Here is a 20,981-nt window from a genome sequence, read left to right as displayed (position 1 = left end):
TCAAAAATTGACTATACTTTTTGATACGTTATAAATACATTTAGAAAAGTAAAACATTTCAAACGGTTTTGAATTTTTACTTTTGAATTTTTAATTAATTACAAAGTTATTAAAAAAGTACTCAATATAGCGTTAGGGATAGTGTTGTTCATTTTATTGACACTGAGCATACTTTTACTGGCGTTTCAATATAAACCTGTACAAACCTGGGCCGCTAAAAAAGCCGCGGGTTATCTTTCTGACGAACTGCATACCACAGTTAGTATCAAGAGCTTGTATATCAGACCTTTTACTTCTGTAGTACTGGAGGGTTTATACGTGCTCGATAAAAAACGGGATACCTTATTGAATACCCCCAAGCTTGCTGTTGATATTGAAGGTTTTTCGCTCCTCTATAGCATCAAACAGCGTACTATCAATTTTGAATCCATCGAACTGGATAACGGTTCCTTTTATCTCAAAAAACAAAAAGACAGTACTACCAACCTCAAATTTATTATCGATTATTTTAGTTCTGGTGATACCACTAAAAAAACTGCCAGCAAACCCTGGACGCTTAATTTTGATAAAATAACCATCAATAATTTTCATTTCCGGTACAAGAACCAGTTGATAGATACCGTGGAGAACAAGGTGAATTTTGACGATATTGATGTAAGTCATTTTAGCACGATGGTAACCGGCATGGATATCAAAAACCATTTATTTAAGGGCAATGTCCAACACCTTACACTACAGGAAAAAAGTGGTTTTTACGTAAAGAACTTTACTGCTCATACTACTATTGATACCAACCAGATCTTACTGCAACAGCTTGCTATTCAAACCAAACATTCTGATCTGAAAGATTATTTCCGGATGAGATTTAAATCATTTGATGATTTTGACAATTTCGAGAACCGCGTGAACATGGATGCCGACTTTAAATCATCACGTATATCATCAACAGATATTGCCTACTTTACCAACGGTATGGGTAAAACCACTTTTGACCTGGGTATTGAAGGCCGTGTTAAAGGCTTGGTAAATAATCTGAAGGCCAAAAACGTCACTATTAGTGGAGGCCAAGCCACTTTTATCAAGGGTGATTTTAATTTACGCGGTTTACCCGATTGGGATAATACTTTCCTTGATCTGAAGTTTGAACAGGTTGCTTCTAATAAAAAAGATCTGGATTACCTGCTTAGCCATTTTTCGGGCAATGCCACCATGCAGGCTCCGGCCATCATAGGTAAATTTGGTAATATCAATTTTACCGGCAGATTTAGCGGTTTACAGAATGATTTTGTTGCCTATGGTATTTTTAAAACCGGGCTAGGCAGGTTTGATTCAGACATTAACCTCAAAATTGATAAAAAAAACATACCCAGTTACAGCGGAAAACTAAATGCTTTCAACTTTGACCTGGGAACCCTACTTGATGAAAAGTCACTTGGCCGTACTACCTTTAATGCCGATATACAAGGCAGCGGTGATAAGTTGAAAAACCTGACCGAAAAGGTTGATGCCCGCATCAATAACATAAGCTATAACAATTACACCTATAACAATCTTATTGTAAACGGCTCGTTCATTAAAAAATTGGCCAATGGTCATATGACCATTAATGATAAGAATGTTAAACTTGACCTGAAGGGTAGTGTAAACTTAAATCCTGCATTACCAGCCTATGATCTGGTGGCAAATATTAAGGATGCTAACCTGAATAAGCTTAAGCTTATCACAGATACTATCACCATAAGTACCCAGTTAAAAACCAAATTTTCGGGTAATAGTTTGGCTAATATTGAGGGTAATATTTTACTTTCACCAGCCAGAATTGTTGATCCACGTAATAATTATGTAGTTGATTCTTTATACTTATCATCTACAGGGAAAGGAAACAACCGGGAGATAGATCTTCGGTCTGATTTTGCTGATGGTAGTATCAAGGGTACTTTTGATTTGGCAACCCTGCCTTCGTATTTTAAAACCATTGCCAAAAAATATATTCCTTCGTTAAAAACAACCATTGTTACGCCCAAACCCGAGCAGTTTACGTTTAACCTTACACTTAAGAATACAGACCCTCTTACTGCAATATTTGTACCCGACCTAAAAATACCTGATCAGGGCACCTTAATGGGACAATTTGATTCGGAAAAGAAAACGGCCATCCTATCCGGCTATATCAAAACATTTAAATATGGCAAAATTGTATTTCACGATTTCATCATCGATGAAAATACGTCTGAAGATATGCTGGGCCTCAACTTATCGTTAAGAAAGGTTGACTTGACTGATAGCCTGTTTATTAAAGACATCAACATTACCAATTTCCTGAAGAACGACAGCCTTAATTTTAACGTGAAGCTGTCTGATAAAAACGCGGTAAACCAACTCGATCTTTACGGATTGGTTGAGTTTGGGCGCGATACTACAGCCAAACTTAAGCTATTACCTTCTGATGTTATCCTGGAAAAAGAAAAATGGCATATCCAGGAGCAAGTACGCATCCGTTTATTGGATGGAAAAACCCAGGTATCCGGCTTTGAGCTATCCAATGGCCCGCAAAAGGTACGCATTAACGGGTTTGTATCCGATAACCCTGCTGATGAGCTAAAACTCTCGTTCGAAAAATTCAGTATGCGTACGCTTAACCAGTTGACCAGAACATCGGGTATATATTTAAGAGGCGATCTGAATGGTGATATTAATTTCACTTCCATTATCAAATCGCCTGGGATTGACGCACATTTGAACATCGATTCATTAACGATGAATAAGACCCTGATTGGTGATGTAAAACTGGTATCAACCCTCGGTAATGACCGCAAACAGGCCAACATAAAGCTGAATATTCTAAACCGCGGACTCGAGACTATGAATATTGGTGGCATTTATTCTTTTGGACATGATACCGACGATAATTTGGACTTTGATATAAAGATGAACCAAACCGAGGCCATCATCTTTACCCCTTTTATTAAAGACTTGGTGTCTAATGTCAAAGGGCACATTTCCACCGATCTGAAACTTTCAGGAAAACCATCAAACCCACAGCTTAACGGTAGCCTAACACTTGAAAACACGGGTGTTACGGTTAACTATCTCAAGACTGCCTACACGGTTAATAACAAACTAAGTGTGAACAACAGTGTCATCAGTTTAAATAATATGATACTGAAGGATACACGTGGAGGTACAGGTACAGCTAATGGAACGGTTGACCTGAATAATCTGTCAAACCCCGATATCGAAGTATCTGTTCTGGCACGTAACCTGATGGCCTTAAACACTACATTTAAGGACAATCACCTTTATTATGGAACCGCGTTTGGTAGTGGTACCTTTAGCTTTAAAGGCCCTGTTGATAATATGAAGATTGATATTACGGCCCGTACGGACGCTGGCACAGTTTTCAATATCCCGCTCAATACCTCATCAACGGCCAGCGAATATGATTTTATCAGATTTGTGGGCCATAAGGATACTGCTAAAGTTGCAAATAAAACACGCGCCTTTAATGGTGTAACTTTAAATTTTGACTTAAGTGCCGATGAAAAAACTATAGTTAAAATAACCACCGATTATGGTGTGCTCGAAGGTAGCGGGGTGGCTAATAACTTAAAACTGAACATAAACAGCCTGGGTGATTTTGAAATGTACGGCGACTTCCTGATATCGACAGGTAAGTTTGAATTTACGGCTAAAAACTTTATCAGTAAAAACTTTACGGTAAACCAGGGCGGAACCATCAGGTGGACGGGCAATCCTTCAAATGCCGAAATAAACCTGAAAGCCCTTTATGAAGTACGCACCAGTAAAGCCCCCTTATATGCGGCCGCGGGCTTGCAAACGCCTACCTCATCTCAGCAAACACTGGTACAGGCACAGTTGATACTGACCAAATCATTGTTACAACCAAACATTGATTTTGACTTCAACTTCCCTACCGACCCATCGGTAAAGGACGATTTGGCTACTTATCTTGCTGATAATAATAACCGAAATCAGCAGGCGATCAGTATCATTGTCCGTCGCAGTTTCACAGCAAACAATAACAACAATTTGATTTTCGGAACAGCTGGCCAGATGGTGAGTGAATTTGCTTTTAACAAACTCAACAGCCTTATATCACAATCGCATATCAAAAACTTTGATTTTGATTTAAATATCAGATCGTTCGGTGAGGCCAGTGCTTCTTTAAGGTTTTTTAATAGCAGGCTTTCATTCAATGGCAGCTTATTTAGCAATAATGGCTCAAATGACCTGTTCAACAGTAGCGCCAGTCTCTTCAATCAAAATTTCAGTAGTTTAACCAAAGATTTTGAAGCATTATACCAAATCAGAAAAGATGGAAATCTGACGGCAAGATATTCTTACCGGTTACTAAACAATACCACCCTTAATCCATTAAATAACCTCGAGTTTCAATACGTAAATGGTATCGGCTTAGTGTACAACCGCGATTTTGACACCTTTGGAGAGTTCATCAGGAACATATTCAGGCGCAGCAGGCGCGACAGAACACCCACAACATCAACACCGGCAGTTCCACCTACTACAACAGGCGGAACACCGGCAACTAAACCAGATGATGAGAATTAATGATCGCGCATAATAGCGTGATCCATCTTGTCTCTTTTGGTACGCAAATATGACTCGTTATGCGGGTTTGACGCTATTTCGATAGGTACATTCTCAACAACCTCCAAACCATAACCTATCAGACCAGCACGTTTCTTAGGGTTATTAGTCATCAAGCGCATTTTAGAAATACCCAGGCTACGCAATATCTGCGCGCCAATACCATAATCGCGCTGATCCATTTTAAATCCTAATTTAATATTGGCCTCTACTGTATCCAAGCCGTTTTCCTGCAGGTGATAGGCTTTTAGCTTGTTGATAAGCCCAATGCCGCGTCCCTCCTGATTCATGTATACCACAACGCCTTTGCCTTCGTTACTGATCATCTCCATGGCCTTATGTAACTGCGGTCCGCAATCACAACGGCAAGAGCCAAAAATATCGCCGGTAACACATGAGCTATGTACGCGTACCAAAACCGGCTCATCGGGTTCCCAGGTGCCTTTGATAAGGGCCAGATGATTTTCACCGGTATCTAATTGGGTATAGCCTATCATTTCAAAATCGCCCCATTCAGTTGGCATTTTTACTGATACCTCTTTTCTAACTAAGGTTTCGGCATTTAAGCGGTATGCGATGAGGTCTTTTATTGATACGATCTTTAAATCGAATTCCTTTGCCATTACCAACAGATCAGGCAGGCGGGCCATATCACCATCTTCCTTCATGATCTCGCATATTACACCAGCAGGTTCAAACCCAGCCAAAACAGCCAGGTCAATAGCAGCTTCGGTATGGCCGGTTCTGCGCAATACCCCACCATCTTTGGCAATCAGTGGGAAAATATGCCCTGGTCTGCCCAGATCCTCGGGTTTTGTAGCCGGGTCAATTAAAGCCATAGAGGTTTTTGACCTGTCTGACGCCGAGATACCCGTTGTACAGCCATGTCCCAACAGATCAACAGAAACCGTAAAGTTGGTTTCATGCGAGGTTGTGTTGTGGCTTACCATAGGCTCCAGCTCCAGTTCGCGGGCACGTTGTTGTGTAATAGGCGCGCATACCAAACCTCTTCCATAGCGCACCATAAAATTAATGGCTTCGGGTGTGGCATTACGTGCCGCGGTTAGGAAATCGCCTTCATTTTCCCGGTCTTCGTCATCAACAACGATGATCATTTTCCCGGCTTTTATATCTTCAATTGCTTCTTGTATCGTGTTTAGCATTATATGAGTATTTGATAGGGCTTAAATAAAATAAGCCACAAAGTATTTTAAAAGTTAAACAAATTTATGATATATAAAAATGTTTCAGGTCGGTACTGTGTAAAATCCCTTTCAGCAACAGGGGATTAGGCTTACTATAAATGATTACGGTGAATGAGGGCTAATTAGTTGCTTTTACGCTTAATTAATTTATTAAAAAACCTTTTATATAGTTCCACATCAAATATCACCGAGTCGGTAGCCGCTTTGTATGACAGGAAAAGCCCGATGGGTGTGAGTACGATAATGGCTACCCACATACCGAAAAAGATAGAAACATTGCCTGCCCTGACCGATTTTTCGCCTATGGTAGAAATAATATAGTATATCAGGAAAAAAACAACAGAAATCACTACCGGTAAACCCAGCCCTCCCTTACGGATAATAGCCCCCAATGGTGCCCCGATCAGGAATAAAGCCAGGCATGCCGCCGAAAGCGTAAACTTTTTTTGAACTTCCGACGCGTAACGCCGTATGTTAAGGGTGTCATCATTATAACGGTCGGTACGATTCTTTAATATATCTTTTATAGAACGAATTTCAGAGGCCGCGCTTGAAAGAGCCACCACCTGGTCGGCCAGTTTCATGCTTTTCAACACCCCCGCTTTATCAGCTGGTATATATTTAACCGCTGGTTTTGCCGGCATGTTAAAATATTTAATATAGGGGGTAATAAGTTTATAATTTTGTACAATACTGCCATCAACCTGGTGTTGTACAGAATCTACGTAGAATCTTAACTGCTTCAAATTCATCATTTGCGAAGCCGACTTAAATTCATTTTCATTAGTACGTGTCAATTTAAGGCCGTCCAAACTAAACTTTTGTTCGGTTTCCTTAAAGCGAAATCGCGAAAGGCGCTGCCTGAAATTATAAGTAGCATTATCTGGAGCTGATTCTTCATACCGCACACCATCTTTTAATTTCAGCACCAGGAATTTATCGCCCATGGTCCGGAACATAGTCCCCTCACGCGCTATAGTAACAGTTGTATTATTGTTATCGGCACTTTTTTGGTATATCATAATACCATATAACCTTTGCCCATCAGGATCTTTACTTTTTACGCGGATGGTATAACCGGTAAAGCTATTGCTGAAAACCATTTGGGGCAACAGATCTGCCGATTTTTGCTTACGGGCATCATACAGTAATGAAAAATATTTGAGGTTGGCCACAGGCAACATATAGTCTGAAAAGAAGAAAGCGGCCACACTCAGAATAGTAACCACAACTATCATGGGATACATGGCCCGGCGCAGGGATATGCCAGCTGCCTTAATAGCCACCAGTTCGTAATTCTCACCCAGTGAGCCGTAGGTCATGATGGTTGATAACAGTACGGATAAAGGGAGTGCCATAGACACATTGGTGGCCGAGTTGTACAGCATCAACTCAAGAATGGTATACCAGGCAAAACCTTTACCTATCAGATCGTCGATGTATTTAAACAAAAACAACATCAACAAAACAAACATCACAATGAAAAGCGTACTTACAAACGGTCTTATAAACGATTTAAGGAGTAAAAGATGTATCTTTTTCATTAACGCAATTTGTACAACAGGATATAACGCAGCAAATGCCTGTTAATTTTCATTAACGCACAAATAGCATTTCACAATACAAAATTAGCTAAAATTAAGTTTCTTTAAGCACCCAATACGCTGATGAGGTATTCGATCTGGTTATCCCATATCAATTTGCGCTCGGCAATGGCATCTTCTGTTGCGAAATCGGTAACACTGAGAGCAACATCATTGGTTAACTCATCCTGTAGAATTTCCATTTCAAAATAAAATTGCGGATCGTCATCTACCCATTTAAATCGAACCAGTTTGTTTTCTTTTACAGTAAGCAGCTTTGCTTTTTGCGCATCGCCATCCCAGGTAAATGTATAAACCTGGTCCTTGATGTTCACATCGTCGGCAAACCATTGCGCTAATCCATTGGGCTCACTCAGAAAGGAAAACAGTATACGTGGAGACGATTTTATCTCATATTCAATGGTAAATTTCTTTTTTTCGGACATTTGGGTTTATACTTGTGAGCTCTAAAAGCTGTAAATGTTAACATTTTTTCTAAAGAAAACGAATTTCTGCTATATTTGCAAACCTTTTTAAGGAAGGCCATTGATTTATTAAGGGCCACTCTTTTATAAAACCACTATAAAAGAGCAACATACACAAAAAGGCGGGGTAGCTCAGATGGTTAGAGCGTAGGATTCATAACCCTAAGGTCGGCAGTTCGATCCTGCTCCCCGCTACCATAAGGAAACAGCATATCTTTGTTGTTTCCTTTTTTTATACCCATAAACCTCTATGCAACAATTAGTTGCAGCCCTCCCATTACCGGTTCGACATTTTCCAACCAGTTGACGCATACCAAAACAAATTTAGGTCTAAAAAAACTATATAGGCTACCCTAAGTAAATATACCTTTGGCGTGAAACGTTACTTTAAATTGCTGCACGAAACACCGGATTCTATTTCAGTTCCTCGTGGATTTATTGGTAGGGTATTACGGTTTTGTAAAGAGCAGCAAATTGAATATGTGCTCGAAGATCAAAGAAAGAAAGCAGAGTTAATCAATTTCAAAGGTTCTATTGCATTAAGGGAATATCAATTACCCGCGCAGCAAGCAGCTACAAAAAAAGATTTTGGAATTATTGTCGCTCCGCCTGGCTCTGGTAAAACGGTATTGAGTTTGGCTATTATAAAAGACAAGCAGCAACCAGCCCTCATTTTAGTTCACCGCAAGCAACTGGCAGATCAATGGACGGAACGTATAGAATCGTTCCTGGGGATTCCTAAGAAGGATATTGGACGTATCGGGCAAGGAAAGAACAAGCCCGGTAAACACATTACTGTAGCAATGATCCAAAGTATGGAAAAAGCTTTGGAATCTACGGAATCCACAGAACTAATAAATGCTTTTGGTACCGTTATCATTGATGAATGCCACCATGTGCCTGCGGAAACATACCAAAGAGTTATTGGAAAATTGAACAGTTACTATATGTACGGGCTTACCGCAACCCCATTTAGGAAATACAACGATGGCAAGTTAATATTTATTCATTTAGGTGAAATAATCCATGAGGTTAAAGCACCAGAGATGCAAAATCAAACTGGTACGCAGATTATCATTAGGGATACCGATTTGTTTGTTCCCTTTAATACCCAAACAGACAAGTTCGAAACGCTATTTAAAATCTTGATCCATGATTCAGCAAGAAATCAACTCATTTTAAATGATGTGGTATCACAACTAAATGCCAGTAGAAAAGCTGTTATCATCACAGAACGAAAAGAGCATATTACTTCTCTCCAACAATATCTAAAACAACATTACGATACCATTGCGTTAAGTGGCGAAGATTCCGACTTATCTAAAAAATCTAAATGGGCAGCCATAAATAGAGGTGATTTCCAAGTGCTGATCACAACAGGACAGTATTTTGGCGAAGGAACCGACATCCAGAATATAGAGTGCCTATTTTTAGTTTACCCATTTGCTTTTGAGGGTAAGCTGATTCAATACATTGGCAGGGTACAACGATCAGAAGTGTCACCTGTTATTTATGATTACCGTGACCATAAGATCAGCTACCTGGAAAGACTGTTTCAGAAAAGGAACGTGTATTATAAAAAGCTTGATCAAAGTGGCCTAACGAATCCGGTAGATGAAAGAGAAACGGTAAGTGGCCAAAAAAATGAGAATATTGAGGTGTCAATAGAACAATTAGAATTCAGGTTTGGCAGTATTGCGTTTAAACATATCATTGCTGACTTTAACGGCAAGGAAGTTGAATTTGAGATAGAGAATTTAAATGTCAGGCCGGAGTTTACCGTGCTTAAGCCCTACTTTATTCGGTTCCTCAAAAGTACTACGGTATTGGTAAACATACGGGCTACATTCCAGCACAACAGGTTGGTATTTAAATCAGCATCCTCCAGTGATCTTGATAAAATAAACCGCGAAGTCATTGAAAGTGTAAAGTTCCGGTTCTTAAATAAAGAAATTATTAAAGGTACCCCGGTAGGTGAAGAAAATCTATTGGATGCCGGGCAAGTGCAAGGCGGCAGTGAACAATTGATTTACACAAACGAGGATGATCTATTGGAAAACATACTGGCTCTTAAGCAGTATAAGCATCATCGTCATCTCTGTTACCTTTCCCAAAAACATGAACGATCTATATTAAAGCTCCGTTTTGTATTAGAGCCCTTTTCATTTGTGTTCTTGCTGTCGGGGAATAATCAGTACCACTTGGTTTGGGAAACTTTGGATACCGAAGAGGCTACTTATATATGGCATATTGATAAATCAATTTATGAACTTGAAAGAAGTACAAAGCGGATAGATGGACTGCTTGGACAGATACGAACAAATGGCAGACAGCAATATCTTGAAACTAATCCTGAACAATTTAGTCGCATCGTACATGATTATACAAATGATCATAAAGGGTTTATCGTTTGGAAAGACTTGTTAGAAGAGAAATTATTTTGATACAGGTCTTTTGCATCTACAATAGCCTCAATATCACCATGAAAGTTAGAACTTTTGCCGCTCGACCCCCAAGCAAGTTCAAAACTAAAATAACTTATTACAAACCAGGCAGTTACAAGTTCGAACTTTTTTAGTTGCTATAAATGCTATTATAATTCAAAAAAGCAAACTGGTGTCTTATTAAGGGCTATTTACATAGTGCGACATTTCTACTTAAAGGTTCTTCTCCTTTTTATATCTCTTAATTTAAATCATTTCATTATAGTGTTTAGACCACTAATTATGAATGGTAAATAAGTTTCATCGCCAATCCATATTGCTTTATATCAAAACCGGTTCCTTTAAAAGTGAGATTTGCCGGAGAAATTAACCCTATTAGCCTTCGCTGGTCTGTTGTATTTACCATCTTAAAAAAATCATATAATCTAAGTATTGAGCCCCTTGATTATGTACAGATAATCCGAATTTCTTTACGTAATCAGGGTTATTATCCACAATTTCCTGGAGGGCTTGTAGTTTCGTTATATAATCTGTTTTGATAGTTTCAAATTCGATCAAGCTTAAATTTTCACTTAACAAAAGTTCCCGAGCACGATTAAACCTGGAATGTTCTATATCCAATTGCTTAATTGCGGTACCGTTTCTCTATTTTTAAGCACATCTTGATTTCGTAGTATTCTTTAAGTATTGATCTAAAAAAAATAGGAACTCAATAAACTGTGATGAATTATGTTAATTTACTTACAAACCTTTATTTAATATTTTTGTAACTTTAAACATGAATACAAACGAAGAGTATTTAACCAAAAGGATCGTTATCCGTGCGACTAGGAGAGGCATGAAAGTGGCTTCGAAAGAAACCATGGAAGCAATGGGTTATAATGTGATCGCCCAGGACGGATGGATAGTTAAGAAATACCAGGATGGTTCTATTGAACAAATTAACCCGATCAATGCTCCTGCTGATCTTGGCCCTGTAACGCTTGATTAATAATTAGTAATGGATACCCGCCAGCCCAGACTACGGGTGTTTGCCGGACCCAACGGATCAGGTAAGAGCACAGTCATTGAATACATCAGAAAATATAAGGCAAATAATAAACTCGTTGATTTCGGATACTATATCAATGCTGACGATATTGCCACAGAGCTTAAAAAGAAAAAGGGGTTCTCGTTCAAGCAATTTGATTTCCAGGTTGAGGCCACCGAATTTAATCAGATCGTTTCGGATTCAGGCCTGCTGAACGCCAACTTTAACATTGATAACCTTGTTACTGTCTATCAGATCACCGGTAACAGCATCCATTGCCTCCACGATAAGGAAATTGAGCGACTCGCCCAGATTATCGCAGACTATCTCCGAAAAAATCTATTAAAACAGAAAAAGAGATTTTCATTTGAAACCGTTTTTTCGCATCCTTCTAAGCTGGATATTATGCGGGAGGCCGTTTTAGCGGGGTACAAGGTTTACCTTTATTATGTTTCCACTGAATCACCAGAGATTAATAAATTCCGGGTGCAGGCCAGGACGGTTAAAGGCGGGCATGATGTACCCGTGGATAAGATCGTTAGTCGTTATTATAGGGCACTCGAACTTTTACATGATGCTGCGCAGCTAGCTTACCAGGCCTATTTCTTTGACAATTCGGAGGAAGGAGGGGATTTTAAGATGTTCGCACACTTCAAGATCATTGCAGGTAAAAAGGCCTGGGATGAGATCAACGAAACTGATGTACCGAACTGGTTCAAGATTTACTATTCGCAGAAAGTTTCACCAAAGATTTAGCTCATATTTTCCAGGCTTTAAAAAATTCAACTTTCTTTTTCCAGTCGGTCAAATGCTTATAGTTTTAGCGCAACGAAATAACGTGTTTAAAGGGAAATCAAAACCAGATTTTTCTTCTTATACACTAAGTTGAATATTCCCAAACACTTGACCATACGATTCTGTGTCTAACCTTGTGAACATATCATTAAATGAATTCTGGATGCAAGATTATTAGCATGATCACAATGTTTCGGAACTATTTGTTTGCAATTCTGAAACGTGATCGATTTCCCATAATACTAAAATCAAAAAATAATTTCCAATAATATCTTGATCAGCCAACTCAATAGCTGAAGGTTGGTCTTTTTATTCGGCAGGCATATTACCTTTTTGACACCAAGACTATACTTCCTTTTGATGCATCTTTTTTAAGGTGCTCATAATACAATCGTTAACTATTATCGTACTGGATATATATTGTAGTTATAACGTTAATAAGCGTTCTTTGTATGGAAGTTTACTTTCTATTCTAACTAATTAAATTAATGGCAATAAAAAAATCTGAGTTATATAGTTCACTTTGGGCTGGTTGTGATGAGCTACGAGGTAGTATGGATGCAAGTCAATACAAAGACTATGTATTGGTAATGCTATTTATGAAATATGTTTCTGACAAGGTAAAACAAGAAAAGGCCGATGGTAAAACTCCAATAATCGATATCCCGGAAGGAGCTGGTTTTTATGATATGCTTGCTTATCGTGGCAAACCCGACATTGGTGATAAAATAAATAAGGTTATAGGTGAGTTTGCAAAGGCCAATAATCTAATCGGTATTATCGATGAGGCAGACTTCGAAGACAACTCGAAGTTAGGGAGTGGAAAAGAAAAAATAGACCGGCTTACCAATCTACTTAATATATTTAATAAACCCGAACTCGATTTTTCAAACAATAGAGCGGAAGGCGATGATCTTTTAGGCGATGCCTACGAATATCTGATGCGACACTTTGCTACCGAAAGCGGTAAAAGTAAGGGGCAATTTTATACCCCAGCTGAAGTTTCGCGCATTATGGCAGAAGTGATAGGTATACGCAATTCAAAAAGCCAGGATGAAACTATTTATGATCCAACTTGCGGCTCCGGCTCGCTGTTATTAAAAGCGGCTGATCTTGCCCCGCACGGCATTACCATTTATGGGCAGGAAAACGATAATGCTACCCGCGCATTGGCTGTTATGAATATGTGGCTACACAATTTTGACGATGCCGATATCAGGCAAGGCAATACTATGGCAGCTCCTCAATTTACCGATGATATTACCGGTGAATTAAAAACATTTAACTACGGTATATCTAATCCGCCTTTTAGTTACAAATCATGGATGAACGGTTTAGACCCGACAAATGATATTTACAAACGGTTCGACTTTGTTACAACTGTTCCACCTCAAAAGAATGGCGACTTTGCTTTTCTGCTACACCTTATCAAATCACTTAAATCAAACGGCAAAGGCTGTATTGTTCTACCTTTAGGGGTGTTGTTTCGTGGTAATGCTGAAGGCACAATCAGGAAAACGATTGTAAAAAAGGGATATATAAAAGGCATTATCAGTTTACCGCCTAATCTTTTTTACGGTACTGGTATTGCTGCCTCATTGATAATAATTGATAAGGAGGATGCTGATAAACGCGACAGTATCTTTATGATAGATGCGAGCCACGGTTATATTAAAGATGGAAATAAAAACCGTTTACGTGAGCAGGACATTCACAAAATAGTGGATACTTTTAATAAGCGGTTAAAAGTGCCAAAATATTCGCGCGATGTTTTGATATCTGAAATTGCCAACGATAAAAATGATTACAACCTGAATATTCCGCGGTATATTGACAGTCAGGAAGCGGAAGATCTACAGGATATTGAAGCGCATTTGCGTGGGGGCATACCCAAAAATGATATTGATTCATTAGAAAACTATTGGGAGATATACCCTTCACTTAAAGATAGTCTTTATCAATTGATCGATAATCGGCCAAACTATTATAAACTAAATATCGCTAACGTTGAGATCAAAAACACCATTTATCACCACCCTGAGTTTACTGTATATAGCGAACAGATGGATAACGTGTTTACCGCATGGGAAGCTAAAACAAATGCCAAAATTAAAGCAGCCAAAGCCGAACTGGAAGAAAAGGTAATTGCCAAATACCCCTTACTTACTATTGATGAGATAAAAGCCATTGTTATAGAACATAAGTGGATGCTGGAAATTGAACAGCGCGTACGTACCGAAATGGACAATATTAGCCACCGCTTAACCGCGCGCCTTACCGAACTAGCCGAACGTTACGAAACACCTTTACCGGCTATTGATATGGAGGTAAATGAATTGACTGCAAAAGTTGAAGCGCATTTAAAGAAAATGAATTTTGTATGGTAGAGGAGATGGAAGAGATTAGGTTTAAGCAAACGGAAGTTGGGTTCATACCAAAGGATTGGGCGGTGAAAAAATTATTAGATATAGGTGAAAGTATAATTGGCCTAACATATAGCCCTTTAAATGTTAAATCTAACGGAACATTAGTTTTACGTTCCTCAAATATCCAAAATGGCAAGTTGGCTTTTAAAGACAATGTGTATGTTGACATGGATTTGCCTAAGCGCGTAATTGTAAAGGAAAATGACATTTTAATTTGCGTTAGAAATGGTAGCAGGCAGTTGATCGGAAAATGCGCTTTAGTTAATAGAGAAATAGCAGGAAGTGCATTTGGGGCATTTATGACTGTTTTTAGAAGTAAGTGCTCTGTGTATGCCTTTCATCAATTTCAATCATTTATAATTCAAAAACAGATAAATGAAACATTAGGAGCAACAATAAATCAAATCACAAATAAAGATTTAGCGGCATTTAAAATTCCTATTCCTCCAACTAACACCGAACAGATTATAATAGCCAATACACTGAATGATGCCGATGCTTTAATTACGGCGTTAGAAAAATTGATTAATAAAAAGCAGGCTATCAAACAAGGTGCTATGCAGGAATTGCTGCGACCTAAAGAAGTGTGGAAAGAAAACATTCTGGGCGATACAGCCACATTGAAAGCAAGAATAGGCTGGCAAGGACTTACTACAGGTGAATATAGAAATACAGGTGATTATTATCTGATTACTGGAACTGAATTTAAAAATGGCCTAATTAATTGGGCAAAATGTTTTTATGTTGATCAAGATCGATATAAACAAGATAAAAATATCCAGGTAAAAGAAAACGATATTTTAGTTACAAAAGACGGAACAATAGGTAAGATAGCTATAATAAAATCTGTTCCAAAGCCTGCAACATTGAATAGTGGTGTATTTGTTATTCGACCTATTAATAACTCATTTGATCCCATTTTTTTTTATTATTTATTGCTGAGTAATATATTTTTAGATTTCTTATCTCAATTAAGCGCAGGTTCAACAATTATTCATTTATATCAAAAAGACTTTGTTACATTTAAATATATGGTTCCAGATACAATCGAAGAACAAATCCGAATTGCCACAATCCTATCAGATATGGATGCTGAAATAGAAACACTTGAACAAAAGTTAGCAAAATACAAACTCATAAAACAAGGGATGATGCAAAATCTGCTAACCGGTAAAATACGATTGATATAATGGCTACAAGTGATATAACTTACTTTGAAGATTTGGACTCAACGGGCATTACCTGCCCGCACGAGGATGCATTTGAGCCAGATGGCCGAAAGTTATATTATAGGTATATTAAAAGCGGCACACTATCATCCGATAGTTTTTTGCCAACTCAGGTAAATACCAGCATGCCTCTACCTAATGGTTTTGATGCTTGTATTGCCAAATCGGTTTCTGTATTCGATGATCTTGATGGCTTAATAAATGCCATTTTCAGGTTACCGTTTAATCGTGGCAAAAAGAAGCATATTGGTACATTTACCCTTAATGGGCATGATGGTGTGCTAAAACAAACTTTTGACAATATTAACCACCATTCCTGGTGGCGCTCAAATACATTTGATATTACCACGGTAACGGTAAAGGAGGTTGAGGTATGAAACTTGAAGTAATTAAATACTTATACTACTATGAGGTACCCACCGTAATTTTCTGTCAGGATGAACGGCAAAATAATTTCATATTTATCCTGCTAAGTGACGAAACGTACGAATACATTGGTAAAAAAGTAAATGTAGAAGATGTTAGCCTGTTTCTGGAAGGAAAAATGGATTTGAAACCTATTTACCAGAACAGGGAAACTAACTTGTATATAGGCAAATATAACGAAACCGGTGAGTTTAATGCAAGACTTTACCTTGGTGAATACAGTGATGATTTGCTGCCCGATGATGGGCTAATCATGATTAATCATGAAAACACATTAGTAACAACACTTAAAAAAGAATTAAATCGTGTTGAGTTTGGCTCACAGAAATCAAAAGTTGGACAACTGGAGCGTGTAACGCAAAATCGCATTATAAAAATTATGCAGGATGAATTGCAATACCGCTACTTGGGTAATTGGGAAGACAGGGATAACAACAGCAATGTAGAAGAAAGTATTTTACTTAACTGGCTAGTAGAACAACAACAACATGATCCCCAACTAGCAGATAAGGCCATTTACGAATTCACCAAAGTAACCAACCAAACCAGAAACTTATATGATGTAAACAAAGAAGTATATTCTTTATTGCGTTATGGCGTAACTGTACAGCCCGAAACAGGCCAAAATAAGCAAACTATTTGGCTTATTGACTGGGCAAATCCACTAAATAATGATTTTGCTATTGCCGAAGAAGTCACAATTAAGGGGCTTCACAAAAAACGACCCGATATTGTTCTTTATATAAACGGTATTGCCTTAGGTGTATTAGAACTGAAGCGGAGCACCGTTTCTTTATCTGAAGGTATCAGGCAAAATGAGGACAATCAAAAACACATGTTTATTCAATCGTTTTTTAACACCATGCAATATGTAATGGCAGGCAACGAGCTACAAGGACTGATGTATGGTACTATTGATACAAAAGAAAAATATTATTTGAAATGGAAGGAAGTTGATGAAGAAAAAGACAATTCTTATCCACACTTACTTCATATTACCAAATCCGTACGTCATAAAACGGCAAAATACCAATATCGTTTAGATAAAAACATTATTGAACTCTTAAACAAAGAACGATTTATTGAACTGCTGCACGATTTTGTTGTTTTTGACCATGGCAAGAAAAAGCTAAGTCGCCCTAATCAATATTTCGGTATTAAAGCCGCACAGGATTTTATTAAACGTCGTGAAGGCGGTATTATCTGGCATACACAAGGTAGCGGCAAAAGCCTAACAATGGTGTGGCTTGCAAAATGGATAAGGGAATACAACCCCAACGCCCGTGTATTGATTATTACCGACAGAGATGAATTAGATGAGCAAATAAAAAAGGTATTTACAGGCGTTCAAGAAGATATTTACCGGACAAAAAGCGGAAGAGATCTATTACTAAATCTTAATAATACAGCTTCTTGGTTATTGTGTTCGCTGGTGCACAAGTTTGGCGGAAAAGAAGATACCGATGAAAAAGATGTAGAAAAATACATTGATGAACTGAGAAGCAGCATTCCAGCTGATTATAAAGCAAAAGGTGATGTATATGTATTTGTTGATGAGTGCCACCGCACTCAATCGGGTAAATTGCATGGCGCTATGAAACAATTTATCCCAAACGCGTTATTTATTGGTTTTACTGGTACACCTTTGTTAAATACTCCAAAAACAAGTTTAGAGATATTTGGCCCATACATACATACCTATAAATTTGATGAAGCTGTAAAAGATAAAGTTGTACTTGATCTGCGTTACGAGGCAAGGGACATCGAACAAAACATTTCTTCGTCAACCAAAATAGACGAGTGGTTTGAATTAAAAACGCGGGGCCTTACAGAATTTGCCAAAGCTGAATTAAAACAAAGATGGGGGACGATAAAAAAAGTTTATAGCAGTAAATCGCGTCTGGAAAAAATCGTTTTGGATATTATGCTGGATATGGAACAAAAAGAACGTTTACAAAATGGCCGAGGGAACGCCATTTTGGTTTCAGACAGCATTTACAATGCTTGCCGCTATTATGAACTTTTTCAAAATGCTGGTCTAAAGAACTGTGCAATAGTAACCTCATTCGTCCCTAACATTCATGACATCAAAGGTGAGGGTGAAAATTATACCGAAAAATTGCAGCGTTTTGAAATATATCAGCGAATGCTAGCAAATTACTTTAATGAAGATGTTGATACTGCCATTAATAGAGTAGAAGAGTTTGAAACAGAGGTAAAGAAAAAGTTTGTGGAATCCCCCGCACAGATGAAGCTATTGATAGTGGTAAACAAACTCTTAACAGGTTTTGATGCTCCTTCGGCCACCTATCTCTATATTGACAAAAAATTACACGATCATAATTTATTCCAGGCCGTATGTCGTGTTAACAGGTTAGATGGTGAAGACAAGGACTATGGTTATGTTATTGATTATATGGACCTGTTCAAAAGCCTGGAAAAAGCTTATAACGATTACACTTCTGAGGCTCTTGGCGGTTATAAAAAAGAAGATGTTGATGGGTTATTAAAAAATCGATTGCAAAAAGGCAAGGAACGGTTAAGTGAAGCATTAGAAGCAGTTAAAGTACTAATTGAGCCGGTTGAGTCTCCTAAAGACACATTAGCCTATATAAAATATTTCTGTGGCGACGACACCGAAAATCCCGATCAACTTAAAGATACTGAACCCCGAAGGGTTATATTATATAAATTTGTGATTTCATTAATGCGGGCATACGCCGGCATTGCAGATGATATGGAAGAAGCAGGATATAACGAAAGTGAGAAAACACAAATCAATTCTGATATCAAACAGTTTGAAAACCTTCGCAAAGAAATCCAAATTGCCAGCGGCGATTACATTGATTTAAAGCAATATGAGCCAGCTATGCGTTTTTTGATAGACAGTTATATCGGTGCCGAAGATAGCCGCATATTGGCCAATTTTGATGACATGAGCCTTGTGGAAATGCTGGCAACCAAGGGAAAGGAAGCAACAAACGATTTGCCAGATCAGATAAAAAATGATCCCGATGCTATGGCCGAGGTTATAGAAAATAACTTAAGAAGAGTAATAATTGAGGAGAGTCCGACCAACCCAATGTATTACGAAAAAATGAGTGTATTATTAGACGAACTTATAAAGATGCGAAAAGAAGCATCGATGCAATATGAAAAATATTTACAGCAGATAGTAGAATTATCGGGCAGAATCAAAAAGCCTTCATCCACACAGTATCCTACAATAATAAATACTTCCAGTAAAAGGGCCCTATTTGATAACCTTAACAAAAATGAACCATTAGTTATTGAGTTGGATAGCAAAATACGAACTACTAAAAAAGATGGGTGGAGAGATAATATTCAGAAATTAAAGGCAGTAAGAAATGCAATCTCTGATGTATTAAAGGAGTATCATATAACTGACGTAATCGAATTAAACCGAATAGTGGACCTAGTGAAAAATCAAAAAGAATATTAATGGAACAACTAACCATCAATAATATTCAAATTGATATAGTAAGGAAAGATATAAAAAATATTCACCTCGCCGTTTATCCACCTACAGGGAGAGTTCGTATAGCTGCGCCTATAAAAGTAAATGATGATACGATAAGACTGTTTGCCATTTCTAAGATGGCGTGGATAAAACGAAATCAAAGAAAATTTGAATCACAGGATAGAACCTCCTCTCGCGAATATAAACAACGTGAAAGCCACTATTTTCTAGGGAAACGGTATTTATTAAATATAATTGAAGAAGATACCACACCTAAAATTTTTTTAAGAACCAAAACTTACATTGATCTATATGTAAGACCCGGGACATCATCTATAAAAAGGCATAAAATTATTACCGAATGGTATCGAGAAGAATTAAAAAAACTTATTCCCAACATCATAGAAAAATGGGAAAAGGTTTTAAATGTTAAAGTCCATAATTGGCGAATTAAGAGCATGAAAACCAAGTGGGGATCATGCAACATTGACAAAAAAAGAATTTTACTAAACTTGGAACTTGTAAAAAAGCCTGAACAATGTTTAGAATATATCATTGTCCATGAAATGATTCATTTGATCGAAAGGCATCATAATGAGAGATTTCTTTATTATATTGATACATTTCTCCCCAGTTGGAAACAATTAAAAACTCAACTTAACAAATTACCCGTTAGCCATGCAGAATGGGGCTATTGAATTAATATTTTAGGCATTATTAAAATTTAGGATTCTTAGAGAAGATTAAGATTGATTTAAAAAGCGGTAAAAACTCTTCATTAGGTCTCCATCTGATTAGTTCTTCTGTAAATATCTAGTTAATTAAATCCGATCTTTTTCTATATCTACACGAGGTACGGCAATGGTAGTTAGTAATAAGGGGCATAAGATCCGGTTGAGGTGCTGCCTGTGAGTATTCGGCCAAAATCTAAAAGGCCTCGTAATACCAACAGGGGAGTTCTATAAATTTCTTCTTAATCTGCCCCCTCTTCCGATCATCGAGAATTTGCTGCACTCGAACAAATATAGCTTTACTGATAATTGCTTCATATTGTCCATTAACCCAGTGCATAGGCTCGTCTTTGTACTTAGAAATTGCTGCTATTTGCTTAGTATAGTTGGCTGAGAATATCCTTTTTGTATCGCGAACATAAATAATCATTTTCGGAAGGGGTGTAAAAAATGCCAATATTTTTAGCAATTATACTGGCGGTTTTTTATTTTTGTTTAAATGGATCAACATTATTAT

At 37.8% G+C, this 20,981-nt stretch carries 12 protein-coding genes and 1 tRNA gene; 10 read left to right on the top strand and 3 right to left on the bottom strand.

Annotated elements, in window-relative coordinates:
- The first annotated feature begins 141 nt into the window (after positions 1–141).
- Positions 142–4,590 carry a translocation/assembly module TamB domain-containing protein gene (locus BLR84_RS19545; protein WP_143013954.1) on the top strand — a complete coding sequence of 1,483 codons (4,449 nt, stop codon included), beginning with the start codon at positions 142–144 and terminating at the stop codon, positions 4,588–4,590.
- On the opposite strand, the gene BLR84_RS19540 is transcribed toward BLR84_RS19545, so the two are convergent.
- The 3 genes from BLR84_RS19540 to BLR84_RS19530 all read right to left on the bottom strand — a co-directional run bounded on the left by BLR84_RS19540 (position 4,587) and on the right by BLR84_RS19530 (position 7,863).
- A complete protein-coding gene (locus tag BLR84_RS19540) occupies positions 4,587–5,792 on the bottom strand; it encodes a bifunctional 3,4-dihydroxy-2-butanone-4-phosphate synthase/GTP cyclohydrolase II (RefSeq protein WP_090471470.1) in 1,206 nt (401 codons plus the stop codon). The genes BLR84_RS19545 and BLR84_RS19540 overlap by 4 nt on opposite strands.
- Positions 5,793–5,956: 164 nt before the next feature.
- A complete protein-coding gene (locus BLR84_RS19535; protein ID WP_090471467.1) occupies positions 5,957–7,378 on the bottom strand; it encodes an LptF/LptG family permease in 1,422 nt (473 codons plus the stop codon).
- Between the two features lie 104 nt (positions 7,379–7,482).
- Positions 7,483–7,863 (bottom strand): START-like domain-containing protein, encoded by a 381-nt coding sequence (locus BLR84_RS19530; RefSeq protein WP_090471465.1) that lies wholly within the window; start codon positions 7,861–7,863, stop codon positions 7,483–7,485.
- A 160-nt stretch (positions 7,864–8,023) separates the two neighbouring features.
- Here BLR84_RS19530 and BLR84_RS19525 point away from each other — a divergent pair.
- From BLR84_RS19525 to BLR84_RS19485, 9 genes are all read left to right on the top strand, one after another.
- Positions 8,024–8,100, top strand: a tRNA-Met gene (locus BLR84_RS19525).
- Between the two features lie 176 nt (positions 8,101–8,276).
- Positions 8,277–10,346, top strand: a complete 2,070-nt coding sequence (locus BLR84_RS19520; protein WP_090471464.1) for a DEAD/DEAH box helicase — start codon at positions 8,277–8,279, stop codon at positions 10,344–10,346.
- Positions 10,347–11,124: 778 nt separating this feature from the next.
- The gene (locus BLR84_RS19515; RefSeq protein WP_090471462.1) at positions 11,125–11,337 is read left to right on the top strand and encodes a hypothetical protein; all 213 of its coding nucleotides are present in this window, start codon (positions 11,125–11,127) and stop codon (positions 11,335–11,337) included.
- A gap of 9 nt (positions 11,338–11,346) precedes the next feature.
- Positions 11,347–12,132 carry a hypothetical protein gene (locus BLR84_RS19510; RefSeq protein WP_090471460.1) on the top strand — a complete coding sequence of 262 codons (786 nt, stop codon included), beginning with the start codon at positions 11,347–11,349 and terminating at the stop codon, positions 12,130–12,132.
- 527 nt (positions 12,133–12,659) lie between these two features.
- The gene (locus tag BLR84_RS19505) at positions 12,660–14,558 is read left to right on the top strand and encodes a type I restriction-modification system subunit M (RefSeq protein WP_090471458.1); all 1,899 of its coding nucleotides are present in this window, start codon (positions 12,660–12,662) and stop codon (positions 14,556–14,558) included.
- A complete protein-coding gene (locus tag BLR84_RS19500; RefSeq protein WP_090471456.1) occupies positions 14,552–15,787 on the top strand; it encodes a restriction endonuclease subunit S in 1,236 nt (411 codons plus the stop codon). Before BLR84_RS19505 ends, BLR84_RS19500 begins: the two co-directional genes overlap by 7 nt.
- Positions 15,787–16,203: a hypothetical protein gene (locus tag BLR84_RS19495; protein ID WP_090471454.1), complete on the top strand. Its 417-nt coding sequence runs from the start codon at positions 15,787–15,789 to the stop codon at positions 16,201–16,203. The genes BLR84_RS19500 and BLR84_RS19495 overlap by 1 nt, the downstream gene beginning before the upstream one ends.
- Entirely contained in the window at positions 16,200–19,715 is a 3,516-nt protein-coding gene (locus BLR84_RS19490; RefSeq protein WP_218128395.1) for a type I restriction endonuclease subunit R, read from the top strand. The genes BLR84_RS19495 and BLR84_RS19490 overlap by 4 nt, the downstream gene beginning before the upstream one ends.
- Positions 19,715–20,431 (top strand): M48 family metallopeptidase, encoded by a 717-nt coding sequence (locus BLR84_RS19485; RefSeq protein ID WP_090471451.1) that lies wholly within the window; start codon positions 19,715–19,717, stop codon positions 20,429–20,431. The genes BLR84_RS19490 and BLR84_RS19485 overlap by 1 nt, the downstream gene beginning before the upstream one ends.
- The last annotated feature ends 550 nt before the right edge of the window (positions 20,432–20,981 follow it).

The organism is Mucilaginibacter sp. OK268 (assembly GCF_900103125.1).
Lineage (GTDB): Bacteria > Bacteroidota > Bacteroidia > Sphingobacteriales > Sphingobacteriaceae > Mucilaginibacter.
The sequence above is the reverse complement of the archived record's forward strand: the minus strand, read 5'-3'. Positions and strand labels throughout refer to the sequence as shown.